At 37.1% G+C, this 14357-nt stretch carries 11 protein-coding genes; 9 read left to right on the top strand and 2 right to left on the bottom strand.

Annotation, left to right across the window (positions count from 1 at the left end; all coding sequences use genetic code 11):
- The first annotated feature begins 104 nt into the window (after nucleotides 1-104).
- The 3 genes from Q0940_RS14180 (at nucleotide 105) to Q0940_RS14170 (ending at nucleotide 4622) form a co-directional block, all read left to right on the top strand.
- Nucleotides 105-2462: a S9 family peptidase gene (locus Q0940_RS14180; protein ID WP_299269841.1), complete on the top strand. Its 2358-nt coding sequence runs from the start codon at nucleotides 105-107 to the stop codon at nucleotides 2460-2462.
- Nucleotides 2463-2607: 145 nt separating this feature from the next.
- A complete protein-coding gene (locus tag Q0940_RS14175; RefSeq protein WP_299269838.1) occupies nucleotides 2608-2892 on the top strand; it encodes a DUF1244 domain-containing protein in 285 nt (94 codons plus the stop codon).
- A 98-nt stretch (nucleotides 2893-2990) separates the two neighbouring features.
- Nucleotides 2991-4622 carry a GAF domain-containing hybrid sensor histidine kinase/response regulator gene (locus Q0940_RS14170; protein WP_299269835.1) on the top strand — a complete coding sequence of 544 codons (1632 nt, stop codon included), beginning with the start codon at nucleotides 2991-2993 and terminating at the stop codon, nucleotides 4620-4622.
- A 58-nt stretch (nucleotides 4623-4680) separates the two neighbouring features.
- Here Q0940_RS14170 and Q0940_RS14165 read toward each other — a convergent pair whose 3' ends face one another.
- Complete coding sequence (locus tag Q0940_RS14165) at nucleotides 4681-5529, bottom strand: tryptophan 2,3-dioxygenase family protein (RefSeq protein ID WP_299269831.1); 849 nt, start codon at nucleotides 5527-5529, stop codon at nucleotides 4681-4683.
- Nucleotides 5530-5855: 326 nt separating this feature from the next.
- Between Q0940_RS14165 and Q0940_RS14160 the strand changes: the two genes are divergently transcribed.
- Entirely contained in the window at nucleotides 5856-7208 is a 1353-nt protein-coding gene (locus Q0940_RS14160; RefSeq protein ID WP_299269828.1) for a sodium-dependent transporter, read from the top strand.
- A gap of 115 nt (nucleotides 7209-7323) precedes the next feature.
- Here the strand turns inward: Q0940_RS14160 and Q0940_RS14155 are convergent, their stop codons facing one another.
- On the bottom strand, nucleotides 7324-8208 hold the full coding sequence (locus Q0940_RS14155) for an AraC family transcriptional regulator (RefSeq protein ID WP_299269824.1): 885 nt from the start codon (nucleotides 8206-8208) through the stop codon (nucleotides 7324-7326).
- A gap of 182 nt (nucleotides 8209-8390) precedes the next feature.
- Here Q0940_RS14155 and Q0940_RS14150 point away from each other — a divergent pair, with 182 nt between their 5' ends.
- From Q0940_RS14150 to mmsB, 5 genes are all read left to right on the top strand, one after another.
- Complete coding sequence (locus Q0940_RS14150) at nucleotides 8391-9908, top strand: CoA-acylating methylmalonate-semialdehyde dehydrogenase (RefSeq protein WP_299269821.1); 1518 nt, start codon at nucleotides 8391-8393, stop codon at nucleotides 9906-9908.
- Between the two features lie 58 nt (nucleotides 9909-9966).
- Complete coding sequence (locus Q0940_RS14145; RefSeq protein WP_299269818.1) at nucleotides 9967-11124, top strand: acyl-CoA dehydrogenase family protein; 1158 nt, start codon at nucleotides 9967-9969, stop codon at nucleotides 11122-11124.
- Nucleotides 11125-11167: 43 nt separating this feature from the next.
- A complete protein-coding gene (locus tag Q0940_RS14140) occupies nucleotides 11168-11944 on the top strand; it encodes an enoyl-CoA hydratase (RefSeq protein WP_299269814.1) in 777 nt (258 codons plus the stop codon).
- A gap of 9 nt (nucleotides 11945-11953) precedes the next feature.
- Entirely contained in the window at nucleotides 11954-13093 is a 1140-nt protein-coding gene (locus Q0940_RS14135; protein ID WP_299269811.1) for an enoyl-CoA hydratase/isomerase family protein, read from the top strand.
- Between the two features lie 68 nt (nucleotides 13094-13161).
- The gene (gene mmsB, locus Q0940_RS14130) at nucleotides 13162-14052 is read left to right on the top strand and encodes a 3-hydroxyisobutyrate dehydrogenase (protein WP_299269809.1); all 891 of its coding nucleotides are present in this window, start codon (nucleotides 13162-13164) and stop codon (nucleotides 14050-14052) included.
- Nucleotides 14053-14357 lie beyond the last annotated feature (305 nt).

The following is a 14357-nucleotide window of genomic DNA, read 5'->3' as shown; positions in this document are numbered from 1 at the left end:
ATGTGTGTTCATAGTATCTTAGCCTTTGTTCGCTTTAGTTTTAATAACCAATGGTATATCTTTATCGCGATTAAATAATTCTAAGAATTGAATAGGAACTATAGATGAAAAGTCTAAATGTATTTAGGGCGCCGGTATTTAAAGTGTTCTCTATTATTGCCGCGGGTGTATTAATACAAGCGTGTGGTAATTCAGAGTCTCAAAACTCAACACAGGGGATAGAACAAATTACTCTTGAAGATATTTATAAAGATAAAACCTTTAGCGGTGAGCGAAGTTCTTACTTTAGATGGTTAAACGATGGCTCTGGTTATACGGTTTTAGAAGAACGTGAGGTTGCATCTGATGACGCAGAGAAAGCAAATAGCGAAGCCGATACTAAAACTGAAAACTCAGACGATGAACATGGTATTAGCGGTAACGATATTGTGTTTTATGGCCCAGATGCAACGGGGCGCAATGTACTTGTTGAATTTGAAAAGCTAATTCCAACGGGTGAAAAAGAACCTCTTTCTATCGAAGATTATCAATGGTCAAAAGATGGTAAGTGGTTAATGATTTTCACTAATAGTGAAAAAGTATGGCGTTCGCGTAGCCGTGGTGATTATTGGGTGTTGAATCTAGAAACATCAGCCTTGTATCAATTAGGTGGCAAAACGCCAAAAGCCTCTAATTTAATGTTTGCTAAGTTTTCACCTGACAGCAAACGTATTGCTTATGTAGCAGATAATAATATCTATACAGAAATGGTAGGCAAACAAACCGTTACTGCGCTAACAATCGATGGGAATGAAAATACAGTTAATGGTAATTTTGACTGGGTTTACGAAGAAGAATTCTCAATTCGTGATGGTTTCCGTTGGAGTCCAGACAGTGCCAATATTGCATACTGGCAGCTAGATACATCTGGTGTTAAATATTTCACCATGATCAACAACACTAAATCACTTTACCCTGAATTAACAGAATTCCCATACCCTAAAGCTGGTGAGCAAAACTCAGCGGTTAAAGTTGGTGTGGTAAAACTTGCGGATAAAAAAACGCGTTGGGCTGAGTTAGGTGATGATAATCGTGACCGCTATATTCCTAGAATTAGTTGGGCTGGTAATAGTAAAGACTTATTAATTCAAGATGTTAATCGTCCACAGAACCATAATACTTTGTGGTTGTTTGACTGGGAGAACAACAAGTTAGCGAATATTCTAGAAGACAAAGATGATGCGTTTTTAGAATGGTTTTATGATGCTAAGTGGTCAGAAGATGGCGAATACTTTGTTTGGCACAGCGAGCGTGACGGATGGCGTCACCTTTATCGTGTATCTCGTGATGGAAAAACAATTGTTGATTTAACACCTGGTGAATACGACATTGTTGATATGTTAGCCATGAATGAAGAAAACAACGTTCTTTACTTTACTGCATCACCTAACGATCCTGGCCAAAGATACTTGTTTAAAGCAACGTTAGATGGTTCAGCAAAACCAGTTCGTGTAACACCTGAGTCATTAGATGGTTCAAACTCTTATTATATGTCACAAGATACATCTTGGGCTGTGCATACCCATTCTAGTTATGGTGTACCGCCAACAAAACAGATAATAAAAGTTGCCGATCATTCAACGGTTAAAGTATTAGTTGAAAACAAAGAATTAAAAGCAAAACTAGCTAAAGTAGAACTGCCAGCTCATGAGTTCTTTAATGTAGCAGCTAAAGATGGCACTAAGTTAGATGGCTATATTATGTTCCCACCTCATATGGATAAATCTAAAAAATATCCTATCGTTTTTTACGTTTACGGCGAACCTTGGGGCTCTACAGTTCAAGACCGTTGGGAAGGCGGAAACTACTTATATAAATCTTTGTTAACGCAAAAAGGATTTATTGTTGCTTCGGTTGATAACCGAGGAACTCGTGCTCCAAAAGGTCGAGATTGGCGCAAATCTATTTATAAAAAAATAGGTATTGTGACAGTACAAGATCAAGCCGATGCATTAGATGCTATGGCAGAGCGTTGGTCTGTTATTGATACTGACCGCGTTGGTGTTTGGGGACATTCTGGGGGTGGTAGCTCAACGCTAAACTTGTTATTCCGCCACGGTGATAAATACCATGTTGGTATTGCATCAGCTCCAGTTCCAGATATTCGTTTATACGACACTATTTACCAAGAGCGTTATGCAGGTAATCCAAATACTGATCCAGAAAGCTACGACAACAGTTCTCCGGTACATTTTGCTAAAAACCTAACGGGTAAATTATTATTAATCCATGGAACCGGAGATGACAATGTTCATTATCAGGGGTCAGAGCGATTGATAAATGAACTGGTAAAATACGATAAACAGTTTGAGTTTATGTCTTATCCAAATCGTTCACATAGTTTACGTGAAGGCAAAGGCACTAGCTTACACAGAGCCAGACTTATGGTTAATTTCTTTGAAAAGAATCTCCTAGTAAAATAAGCGCTTTATAGTAAATTTATACATTATATAAAAAGGCGACTAACTTCTGAGTTAGTCGCCTTTTTTATTTGTGTTGGGCATAGAACCAATAAACAAATTGATTTAAGCTAGCGCCACAAATTAACTCATAATTAGAAGATTGATCATGGATAAAGAAATAGAAATTCAAGCCGCAGTATTTCGTCGTTTATTAGCGCATTTAGATAGTCGAAAAGATGTGCAAAACATAGAGTTGATGAACCTAGCGGGCTTTTGCCGAAACTGCTTTTCTAAATGGACAGTTCAAGAAGCTGAAAAGCTAGGGGTTGATGTCGAATTGGATACAGCACGTGAACAAGTTTATGGTATGTCATATTCACAATGGAAAGAGAAACATCAGCTGCCGGCTACACCGGAACAGTTAGCTCGTTTTAATGAGTTAAATAAATAATAAATAACAAATTACGCAAAATTTAAATCAGGTGCCATGCTATAGATACAAAAGAAAGATCTTAATAAATCGTAATGCATTCAGAAAAGGAAAATATTTTGAAGTCTGCGACTAAACCAATAGATGAAAATGAACGCTTAAAAGCACTATTTGAATATGAGATTTTAGATACTGAATCAGAAAAGGCATTTGATGATTTAACCTTATTGGCATCTGAAATTTGCGAGACCCCCATATCGCTTATTAGTTTGGTAGATCCAGATAGACAGTGGTTTAAATCTAAAGTGGGCGTGGATGTTGATTCGACAGATAGAGATATCGCATTTTGTTCCCATGCTATTTTACAAGATGACTTGTTTGAAGTTCAAAACGCATTAAAAGATGAACGCTTCTTTGATAACCCCTTAGTCACCTCAGATCCAAATATTCGTTTTTACGCAGGCACACCTTTGGTTTCTCCTAGTGGACAAAAAATAGGTACCTTATGTGTTATTAGCGATAAGCCTAAAAAATTAACTTCCAGTCAAAAAAAAGCACTAACCATATTAGGTAGGGAAGTTATTTCTCAATTAGAACTGAGAATGAATAATAAAAAGTTAGAAATTGCCAATAATTACAAAACCGAGTTTTTATCAAATGCATCCCATGAAATACGCACACCATTAAATGCCATAATCGGTTTGTCGGGATTAATTTTAGAAAACAAAGAGCTAAAAGAAAAGTTTGCTGAGCAATATGACTTTATCGAACAGATTGATTTCAGTGGCAAACAATTATTGAATATTATTAACTCCATTCTAGATTTAAGTAAAATTGAAGCCGGAAAAATGGAGTTAGAACCGGTTGAATGTCATCTGTTGCAATACATAAATAATATTTTTATTTCACTTTCTGGTAAAGCTAAAGCAAAATTAATAAATTACAGCAAAGAATATAACTTCAGTCAGTCTGAGCCAGCTCCAGAATTGGTTATTATCGATGAACCTAAACTTGGTCAGGTATTAACAAATATTTTAGGTAATGCGATAAAATTTACCCCAGCTAATAAGTCGATAAAACTAACGGTTTCGGTCAACAGGAATATGTTAAGTATTACCGTGACTGACGAAGGTGTAGGTATTAGTCCTGAAGAACAAGCGCTGTTATTTAATAAATACACACAGGTTGGTTCAAATAAAACGGAAGGAACAGGATTGGGGCTTTCTATTACGAAAGGGCTGATAGACCTGATGGGGGGAAGTATTAACTTAAAAAGTGAGCTCGGTAAAGGAACCTCGGTATCCTTTGAGCTACCTTTTGAAATTCCAGACGTTACATCGGCAATGAAAAAAGAGACAAGTCAATTAGATTTAGCGACACTTTCGAAGTTATCCATATTGGTTGTTGAAGATAACAAAGTAAATCAAATGGTGATAATAGCCATGCTCAAGTCGTTAAAGGTTACCGCCAATATTGTAGGCTCTGGCGAAGAGGCATTAGATGATTTAAAAACCCATCAATACGATGTGATTTTGATGGATATCAATCTGCCAGGAATAGATGGCGTTGAAACTACACAGAACATTAAAGCACTGAATATCAAAAGTTATATATTGGCATTAACCGCGGATGTGTATAGAACAAGTGAAGACAAGAAGCTGTTTAATAACTTTTTAACTAAACCTATTTTGTTAGACGATTTAAAAGATGCACTTCTACAAGCTGTCGCAGAGATAAGCGGTAATAGCTAACACCTAATTAAAGTAAGCTCACTTTAATACAAAGTGAGCTGAAGTCGTTTTTACCGTCTTATAATTGCGTTCTTAGTTCTAATAATTCTGGGAAAAAACTAATATCTAACGCTTTTTTAAGAAAAGCCACACCAGAAGAACCGCCGGTTCCCATCTTATTACCAATTACTCGTTGAACCGTATACATATGTTTAAAGCGCCACTGTTGGAACGCATCTTCAATATCCATTAACTTTTCTGCTAATTCATACAATTCAAAGTGTTTATCTGCATTTCGGTAAACTTCTAACCACGCATTTAATACCGACTCGTTACTTTGATACGGCTGGTTAAAGTCACGCTCAAGCATGTTCTTATCAATATCAAAACCAGATGCAGCCATAATTCTAATCACTTCATCATAAATACTCGGGGCATTTGATATCGTGGTTAGTTCATCGTAAGCACCAGAGTTACTTTCATGAACTTTGATCAAGTCTTGGTTTTTATTGCCTAATAAAAACTCCATCTTGCGATAGCCATGAGATTGAAAGCCTGATGAGTGACCTAATGAGTCTCTAAACTTTAAATAATCCACGGGCGTTAAGGTCGATAAAATATTCCAGGACTGGGTTAATTGAATAAAAATCTGTTTTACACGGGAAATAACTTTAAAGGCTGGGCCAAACTCCGAATTTTTCAACATAGTTACCGCTGCCGTTATTTCGTGGCCGGCTAATTTTAACCAAAGTTCGCTAGCTTGATGAATAACGATAAACAGCATTTCATCGTGCTGATCAGACTGTGGTTGTTGTGCCGACAGTATTTTTTCTAGGTTTAGGTAATCGGCATAAGACATATCGTCTTTAAAATCGGTTTTGATTGAGTCTTCCATCTCACGATAGTTGCTCGAATAAGGACACGACATTTGTTAACTCCTGAAAAAGAATTTAATTTTCTAACGTGAACGTTTATAAATTAAACATCTTTTATAACTACTCTTAAATGCACTTTAGCTTGAATCTGTAGAATTTAATAATGATAATAATTAAACATTTAGATAAATTTTACGAATGTGATAAAACAGTGTAATTTCTTTACAGTTTAAATTGACTAACAGTAAATATGACGTTAGTTTCAACTTCCAATTTACAAACTGCATATTATGTCACCTTAGTTCTTCTGAGTTGGTGGACATAAGTAAGCAAAGCATTTAGCAAAGTATTAAAATAATTATAATAAAAGGTGTAACCCATGGCGGTTAGAGGTCAATTTTCATCTCGATTAGGTTTTATACTCGCAGCAGCTGGTTCAGCTGTTGGTTTAGGTAATATTTGGGGGTTTCCAACTCAAGTAGCAAGTAATGGTGGCGCTGCATTTGTATTGGTTTATCTAATACTTACTTTTATTGTTGCTTATCCAATATTAATGGCTGAGTTAGTAATAGGTCGTCATTCTCAATCTAATATGGTTGATGCCCTTAAAAAAATCTCAGTTGGCAATCTTGCTAAGAAAATTGGTGCCGGTACAGGTTACTGGGCACTAGTTGTTGTAAGTTTGATCCTTAGCTTTTACATGATAGTTGCTGGTTGGATGATAGCTTATATGTTCCAGGCCGCCACCGAAGTATTCGGTTGGTCAGACGCTTCTGCTTGGTTAACGGATTTCTCAATTTCTAGAAACATCATCTTCAGTTTACTCTTTGCTTTTATGACTATCCTTATTGTCTCTCGTGGTGTTAGTAGCGGTATAGAAAAATGGTCAGGTCGACTAATGCCAATGTTATTGGTGTTAATTGTTTTGTTAATTGCTTATGTAAGCATGCAAGATGGTGCAGTAGATGGTTGGAAAGCGTATCTAGTTCCTGATTTTTCAAAAATTTGGAGTGGTGATTTAATCTTAAGTGCCATGGGCCAAGCATTTTTCTCCTTGTCATTAGGCGTTGGTTCAATGCTGATTTATGGCTCTTATGTCAGCAAAAAAGAAAACTTAGTAGTACTTGGTGCATCAGTTGCTTTGGTTGATGTTGGTATTGCTATTATGTCGGGCATGTTAATTATTCCTGCTATGTATGTGGCTTTAGCCAACGGCGTGACTATCTTTAATGAAGCTGGCCAGTTAATCGGCGGAGACCAGTTAATATTTACCGTTATTCCTGCTTTGTTTGACACTATGGGAAGTGCGGGGGATTACGTTGCTTTTGTATTTTTTGTATTAATGACAATAGCGGCATTAACCTCTTCAATATCAATGTTAGAAGTCCCAGTGGCCTACACAATTGAAAGCACAAAGTTGGAACGTAAAGGTGCATCTTGGTTAATTGGCGTATTTGTCGCTTGTATTAGCTTAGTGTTGATATTTAATTTTGAAGTTTTGTTTGGTTTGGTTATTACGTTAACCACAAAGTATAGCCAACCACTGTTAGGTTTCATGTTATGTATATTTACAGGTTGGGTATGGAAGCGTAATTCTATTTTAGAAGAAATTAAACAAGGCGCGAGTGATATTGAAACCTCACTTTTCTGGAAGATATGGCCAGTGTATGTTCGCTTTATTTGTCCATTAATTATTTTAGCTATGGCTTATCATACAATTTTTGTAGCTTAGATAAATTAGCGTTTAGCGTAAAGCTAAACCGAAAAAACCGACAATTGTCGGTTTTTTTGTGCCTGTTTTTTGTATGTCTGCTTTATTGATATCCAACGCTAGTTTATACAAAGTCCTAATGACCATGACGAGAAAGTCGGTATTGTTTAGGTGACAAGCCCATTACGTTTTTAAACAGACGAGAAAAATAATAAGGGTCTTCGTAACCTAAAATAGCCGCTACATCTTTAATTGGTTTACTCGACCTATCTAATAAACCACAAGCGTGTTGTATCTTAATCTCCAAAAAGTATTTTACCGGACTAATACCAGTAGCTAATTGGAATTTTTTAGCAAAATGAAATTTTGAAAACCCCATATACATCGCCATTTCATCCAGTGATAATTGCTTGGTGATGTTCTCTTCTAAAAACGCATTAAAAGCGATTAAGTTAAAATCTTTCTGTTGGTTGAGTTGTGTGGCGGGCAATTGCACGGTTAACAAGCTGAATATTTTTTTCAGTATGTTGGCCGCCAAAACAAAAGAATTAAATTGATAACCTTGATGTCTGGTATCCATTAGCTGTTCAAATTCTTGTTTGATTTGACTTGGGTTCAATACTTTAATTTTTAAGTTGGACTTTGATAACCCGATAATATCCATAAATTGCACATATAAATGTCCATCCATATGAACCCAATAAATACTCCAAGGCTGATTTCTATCTGCTTGGTATTGATGTGCTAATCCTTTGGGGATCATCAAAATGTCGTTTGCTTCAATATGTTGAGTAAAGTTAGCTGAGGTAATTTTTCCTTTACCCGCTGTACAAAATATTAATAAGTGATCAGTGTGTTCTAAGCGTTTAATAGCATGGCCGTGCGCGTTTTCGTAATAGCCAAACGCCAATGGAAACAAACCTCGACTCACCACACTTAATTCAAGTTGTTCAATCATAGGTTTAGGTATTAAGTAGCGAACGCTTGACTTAGGTAATGGCCAATTGGATGGGGCGCTCATAAATCTACCAAACTTAATTAAATAATAACAAGATAGTCCATCAAAATAACAATTTAATCAATGTTAAATAAATCAACGCTCTGTTTTAATTAGGTCCATTGAACTTGCTTGTAATAAAAAAATAAAAAAATAAAAAAATAAAACAAAGAAGCAAGAAGTAACTAATTACACAGGGCATTAATATGAAACAAGTACCTCTATTTATAAATGGCGAATGGGTGATATCTAAATCAACACGTTTGATTGATGTTACTAATCCAGCAACCCAAGAAGTTATCGCTAAAGTACCTTGTGCCACTATGGACGAAATGCAAAAAGCAATTTCAAGCGCAAAAGAAACGTTTAAAGTTTGGAAAGACAAACCAATAATGGAACGTGCCCGTGTGATGATGCGTTACGCCGCTTTACTAAAAGAACACCAAGAAGAACTAGCCGGCATTATCTGTGAAGAATTAGGTAAAACCCATGAAGATGCAATGGGTGATGTATGGCGTGGTATTGAAGTGGTTGAACATGCGGCTAATATTCCATCTATGATGATGGGGGAAACGGTAGAAAATGTGGCTACCAGTATCGACACATATAGTTATACCCAACCGTTAGGGGTTTGTATTGGCATAACACCGTTTAATTTCCCAGCGATGATCCCGCTTTGGATGTTCCCGCTTTCAATTGCTTGTGGTAATACTTTTATTTTAAAACCGTCAGAGCAAGATCCATTATGCCCAACCCGTCTAGCTGAATTGTTTGAACAAGCGGGTGCGCCAAAAGGTGTATTACAAGTTGTACATGGAGATAAAGAACAAGTTGATGTTTTATTACATGATGAAGCAGTAAAAGCGATTTCGTTTGTTGGCTCAGTAAGCGTTGGTCAGTACATTTATAAAACTGGAACGGACAACATGAAACGTGTTCAATCGTTCTTAGGTGCTAAAAACCATATGGTTGTTATGCCTGATGCAAATAAAGCTGCAGTTATTAACAACATTGTAGGCGCTTCGGTTGGTGCAGCAGGTCAACGTTGTATGGCAATCTCGGTTGCAGTATTTGTTGGTTCAGCCAAAGAATGGATACCTGAGATAAAAGAAAAATTAGCATCAGTACGTCCAGGACACTACACAGATCCTGAAGCGGCTTATGGTCCACAAATAACGCCAGCTGCAAAAAACAGAATTGAAGGCTTAATTGAAACGGGCAAAAAGGAAGGCGCTAATTGTGTGCTTGATGGATCTAATTTTAAAGTTACGAACTTTCCAGACGGTAATTGGATTGGACCAACTATGTTTACTGATGTTACAACCGATATGGAAATTTATAAGCAGGAGATTTTTGGGCCTGTATTTTTAACAATGAACGTCGATGCTTTAGACGATGCGATTAATTTAATTAATTCAAATCAGTATGGTAATGGTACTTCTATTTTTACCTCTTCTGGTTTTGCAGCTCGTAAATACCAACATGAGATTGAAGTTGGCCAAGTTGGTATTAATATCCCAATTCCTGTGCCACTTCCATTTTTCTCATTTACTGGTTGGAAAGGCTCTTTTGCTGGCGATCAACATGCATACGGAAAACAAGCAGTTAAGTTTTATACTGAAACAAAAACTATTACAGCTCGTTGGTATGAAGATAGCTCAGATAAAAATAATGCAGATGAATCTGCTAATGCAGGACCAAACATGTCAATTTCACTAAAATAACTAGAATTATAATGGCTGAAATAATAACTAAAATAACAAATATTAAGTCGGATCTTTTATGAACTTTAACTTAAATGATGACCAAAACGCGTTTGTAGATGTCGCTAAACAATTTTCTGATGCAGAATTATTGCCTAATGCTGCCAAATGGGATGCAGAGCACATATTTCCAAAAGACGTAATAGCCAAAGCTGGGGAGCTAGGTTTTTGCGGGTTATATTCACCAGAAGATGCAGGTGGCATGGGATTATCTCGTCTAGATGCATCGCTGATATTTGAACAATTATCAATGGGCTGTACCGCGACAACTGCCATGTTAACTATACATAATATGGCAACTTGGATGATCGCAACTTGGGGAACAAAGCAAGTTAAGGATATGTGGTGTCCAACTTTGGTAACAGGTGAACAATTAGCGTCTTATTGTTTAACCGAACCTGGTGCCGGTTCAGACGCCGCATCGTTAACCACATCAGCAAAACGTGATGGTGATGAATATGTCATTAACGGCTCCAAAGTGTTTATTTCTGGAGCTGGCGAAACTGACGTTTTAGTTGTTATGGTCAGAACAGGTGAAGCTGGGGCTAAAGGTATTTCTGCCATATTAATTCCTGCGGATACGCAAGGTGTGATTTATGGTAAAGCCGAAGAGAAATTAGGTTGGAACGCACAACCCACAAGACAAATCACATTTGATAATGTTCGTGTACCGATTGCTAATTTATTGGGCGAAGAAGGCGAAGGCTTTTCTTTTGCTATGAAAGGCTTAGACGGCGGGCGAATAAATATCGCTACTTGCTCAATCGGCACAGCACAACAAGCACTTAACACTGCGTTAAATTACATGAAAGAACGCAGTCAATTTGGTAAACCTTTAGCTGCATTTCAAGCATTGCAATTTAAGCTGGCTGATATGGCAACGGAATTAGTGGCCGCCAGACAAATGGTAAGACTTGCGGCATTTAAACTTGACCAAAAAGATCCGGAAGCAACCGCTTATTGTGCAATGGCAAAACGTTTTGCTACCGATATTGGCTTTCAGGTATGTAATGAAGCGCTGCAATTACATGGTGGTTATGGCTACATAAAAGAATACCCACTAGAGCGTCACTTCAGAGATGTACGTGTACACCAAATACTGGAAGGCACAAACGAAATTATGCGTTTGATCATTGCCAGACGATTATTAGATGAAGCCGCAGGGCCAATATTATAAGAGCTAAATTCTTAACACCATTTGCAATAAATGAGGAACAGTTATGTCAGATTTACTTAAATTAACATTTGATGGGCACACAGCTCAAATTACCATTGCCAATCCTCCTGCTAATACTTGGACTTATGAGTCGTTAGCTGAATTAAAGTCGATAATAGAAGCGTTAAATAATAATAAAGCGGTTTATGCTTTAGTGATCACTGGCGAAGGTGACAAATTTTTCTCAGCAGGGGCTGACTTAAATGTGTTTGCCGACGGAGACAAAGGCGTTGCCTCTGATATGGCTAGAGTGTTTGGCGCTGCATTTGAAACCTTACGTGACTTTCAGGGTGTATCAATAGCCGCCATTAATGGTTATGCCATGGGCGGCGGATTAGAAGTAGCGCTTGCTTGTGATATTAGAATTTGTGAAGAACAAGCTCAAATGGCATTGCCAGAAGCAAAAGTTGGTTTATTACCTTGTGCTGGTGGTACGCAGAACTTATCTTGGTTGGTGGGAGAAGGTTGGGCAAAACGAATGATTTTATGTGGTGAGCGAATTAAGTCAGACGTGGCCTTAAAAATTGGTTTGGTTGAAGAAGTCGTTGCTAATGGTGAAGCGTTAAATGCTGCAATGAAATTAGCTCATCAAACGGCAGAGCAAAGTCCAACATCAATAACGGCTTGCAAATCATTAATTCAAGCAGGTAGAAGCGGAAATATAAATGCAGCATTACCTTTAGAGCGCGAAATGTTTGTGGGCCTTTTTGATAGTAAAGATCAAAAAGAAGGGGTTAATGCCTTTTTACAAAAGCGTAAACCAATTTGGCTTAATGAATAGGAAAATAATATGTCTACTGTCGTTTTATTTAAAGAACTTCAATCTAAGTTGGGTCAAAAAATTGGAGTAGCTACATTAAACTCTGAAAAGTCACTGAATTCATTAAGCTTAGAGATGGTGAACTTGTTAATGCCGCAGTTATTGGCATGGCAAGCAGACTCGTCTATTGCCATGGTGATGTTAGAAGGCGCAGGCGAAAAAGCTTTTTGTGCTGGCGGTGATATCGTTCAACTTTACAATGCAACAGTAGCAGCAGGACAAGGGAATTATACAGCCGAAGTTGAAGAGTTTTTTACTCAGGAATATCAACTAGATTATTTAATCCATACTTATAGTAAACCTATTTTGTTATGGGGACATGGGATCGTTATGGGCGGTGGACTTGGATTGTTTGCCGGTGCAAGTCATCGAGTGGTGACAGAAAAATCTAGAATCGCGATGCCAGAAATTACAATTGGTTTATATCCAGATGTTGGCGGAACTTACTTTTTAAATCAAATGCCACCAGGTTGTGGATTATTTTTAGGTTTAACTGGTGCTTCAATAAATGCAACAGATGCAAAGTTTGTCAACTTGGCTGATTATTTTGTTACTAGTGAACACAAAAAATATTTACTAGAACAATTGTTATTAGTTCATTGGCAAGGATCAGCTAAAGATAACCATAAAAAATTATCAGATTTATTAGCTAAATTTGAGAATGAAAGTGAACAACAAGACAACAATTTAATACCTGCAGCTAATCTTGAACGTTTTATACCTTTATTAGCGGAAATAGATAATTGTAAAAATGTAGAGGAAGTCGTTACTTGCATTCAAAAACAAAAATCTGACGATAAATGGTTTAACAAAGCACAAAACGCTTTATCTCATGGAAGTGCGCTATCGGCTCAGATAATTAAACGTCAATTATCGTTAGGTAAAAACTTATCTATAGAAAACTGCTTTCGATTAGAGCTTGGACTATCGGTGCAGTGTGCTGCAATTGGTGAATTTACCGAAGGGGTTCGAGCTTTACTAATAGATAAAGACAACAAGCCTAAATGGCAGTTTGATACCGTAAAGCAAGTTGATAAGACGATGGTGGATAGAATATTCACATCACCTTGGTCTGTAAAGTCGCATCCACTTGTCAATTTGGGGGGATAACACTTCTTCTCGTTATCAGATTAATTAAATAAATTTCAAATCAACAGAATAATAAAAGAGAATAAATTATGGCTAATATCGCATTTTTTGGATTAGGAAATATGGGCGGGCCTATGGCGGCTAACTTAATAAAATCAGGGCATCAAGTAACTGTATACGACTTGTTCCCTGAAGCTGTTGAAAAATTAGTGGCGCTTGGCGCTAAAACGGCTGAAACTCCAGCTCTTATTGTTCAAAATTCCGATATTGTTATCTCTATGTTACCTGCAGGTAAACACGTATTTGATTTGTATTTAGGTAATGAAGGACTAATTCAAGTTTTAAAAGAAGGGACGCTAGTCATAGACTCTTCCACTATAGACTCGGCAACATCAATAAAAACAGCTCAAGGCTTACAATCTAAAAACATCCATTTCATAGATGCACCCGTATCAGGAGGCGTCGCTGGAGCAACTGCTGGAACCTTAAGTTTTATGGTGGGCGGCACAAAACAAAACTTTGAGACAGCAAAATCTATATTAGATGTGATGGGTAAAAATATATTCCATGCCGGAAATGTTGGAGCAGGGCAGGTCGCTAAAGCTTGTAATAATATGTTGTTAAGCATTCTTATGGTTGGTACATCAGAAGCATTACAACTAGGGATCGACAATGGGCTAGATCCAAAAGTACTATCAGAAATTATGTCTAACAGCTCCGGCAGTAACTGGACATTAGATGTATACAATCCATGCCCAGGTGTAAGCGAAGGCGTTCCATCATCAAATAATTACCAAGGTGGCTTTATGACAGATTTGATGGCGAAAGATTTAGGTTTAGCTATGGATACCGCTGTACAGTCACATTCATCAACACCACTTGGTGGATTATCCAGAAGTTTATATGCATTACACCAAAGAGCAGGTAATGGAAAAAAGGACTTTTCTAGTATTTTTGAGCAATTTAGCGCAAAAAGCTAAAAAACTTATATAGCAATTAATATTAAATCCAATAAATATAACTATATAAGCCATTAAAATGTATAAAGCTGGTGGGTAAATTGACATGAATTTACCAGCCCTTTTATTTCATATACTCGCTGACTTAGACTAAAAACACTTCTTAAATTCCCCTTAGAGGCTAATAATAACGCCACTTGTATAATATTTAATCATTCAAACGTTTTTTGTAACTTATTTTAAATAAAAGGTTGCACTGAATCCGAAACTCCCTATAATGCGCCCCACGTTGTCAGGAAGACATCAAACAGCAGAAAGACAAAGTT

Origin of the sequence: uncultured Psychrosphaera sp. (genome assembly GCF_947500655.1) — a bacterium.
In the GTDB taxonomy this organism is placed as follows: Bacteria; Pseudomonadota; Gammaproteobacteria; order Enterobacterales; family Alteromonadaceae; genus Psychrosphaera.
This window is presented reverse-complemented; position numbering and strand designations above follow the sequence as displayed.

Coding starts and splice junctions, on each gene's coding strand:
- Q0940_RS14180 (WP_299269841.1), top strand. CDS start 105: ATGAAAAGTCTAAATGTATTTAGGGCGCCGGTATTTAAAGTGTTCTCT.
- Q0940_RS14175 (WP_299269838.1), top strand. CDS start 2,608: ATGGATAAAGAAATAGAAATTCAAGCCGCAGTATTTCGTCGTTTATTA.
- Q0940_RS14165 (WP_299269831.1), bottom strand. CDS start 5,529: ATGTCGTGTCCTTATTCGAGCAACTATCGTGAGATGGAAGACTCAATC.
- Q0940_RS14160 (WP_299269828.1), top strand. CDS start 5,856: ATGGCGGTTAGAGGTCAATTTTCATCTCGATTAGGTTTTATACTCGCA.
- Q0940_RS14155 (WP_299269824.1), bottom strand. CDS start 8,208: ATGAGCGCCCCATCCAATTGGCCATTACCTAAGTCAAGCGTTCGCTAC.
- Q0940_RS14150 (WP_299269821.1), top strand. CDS start 8,391: ATGAAACAAGTACCTCTATTTATAAATGGCGAATGGGTGATATCTAAA.
- Q0940_RS14145 (WP_299269818.1), top strand. CDS start 9,967: ATGAACTTTAACTTAAATGATGACCAAAACGCGTTTGTAGATGTCGCT.
- Q0940_RS14140 (WP_299269814.1), top strand. CDS start 11,168: ATGTCAGATTTACTTAAATTAACATTTGATGGGCACACAGCTCAAATT.
- Q0940_RS14135 (WP_299269811.1), top strand. CDS start 11,954: ATGTCTACTGTCGTTTTATTTAAAGAACTTCAATCTAAGTTGGGTCAA.
- mmsB (WP_299269809.1), top strand. CDS start 13,162: ATGGCTAATATCGCATTTTTTGGATTAGGAAATATGGGCGGGCCTATG.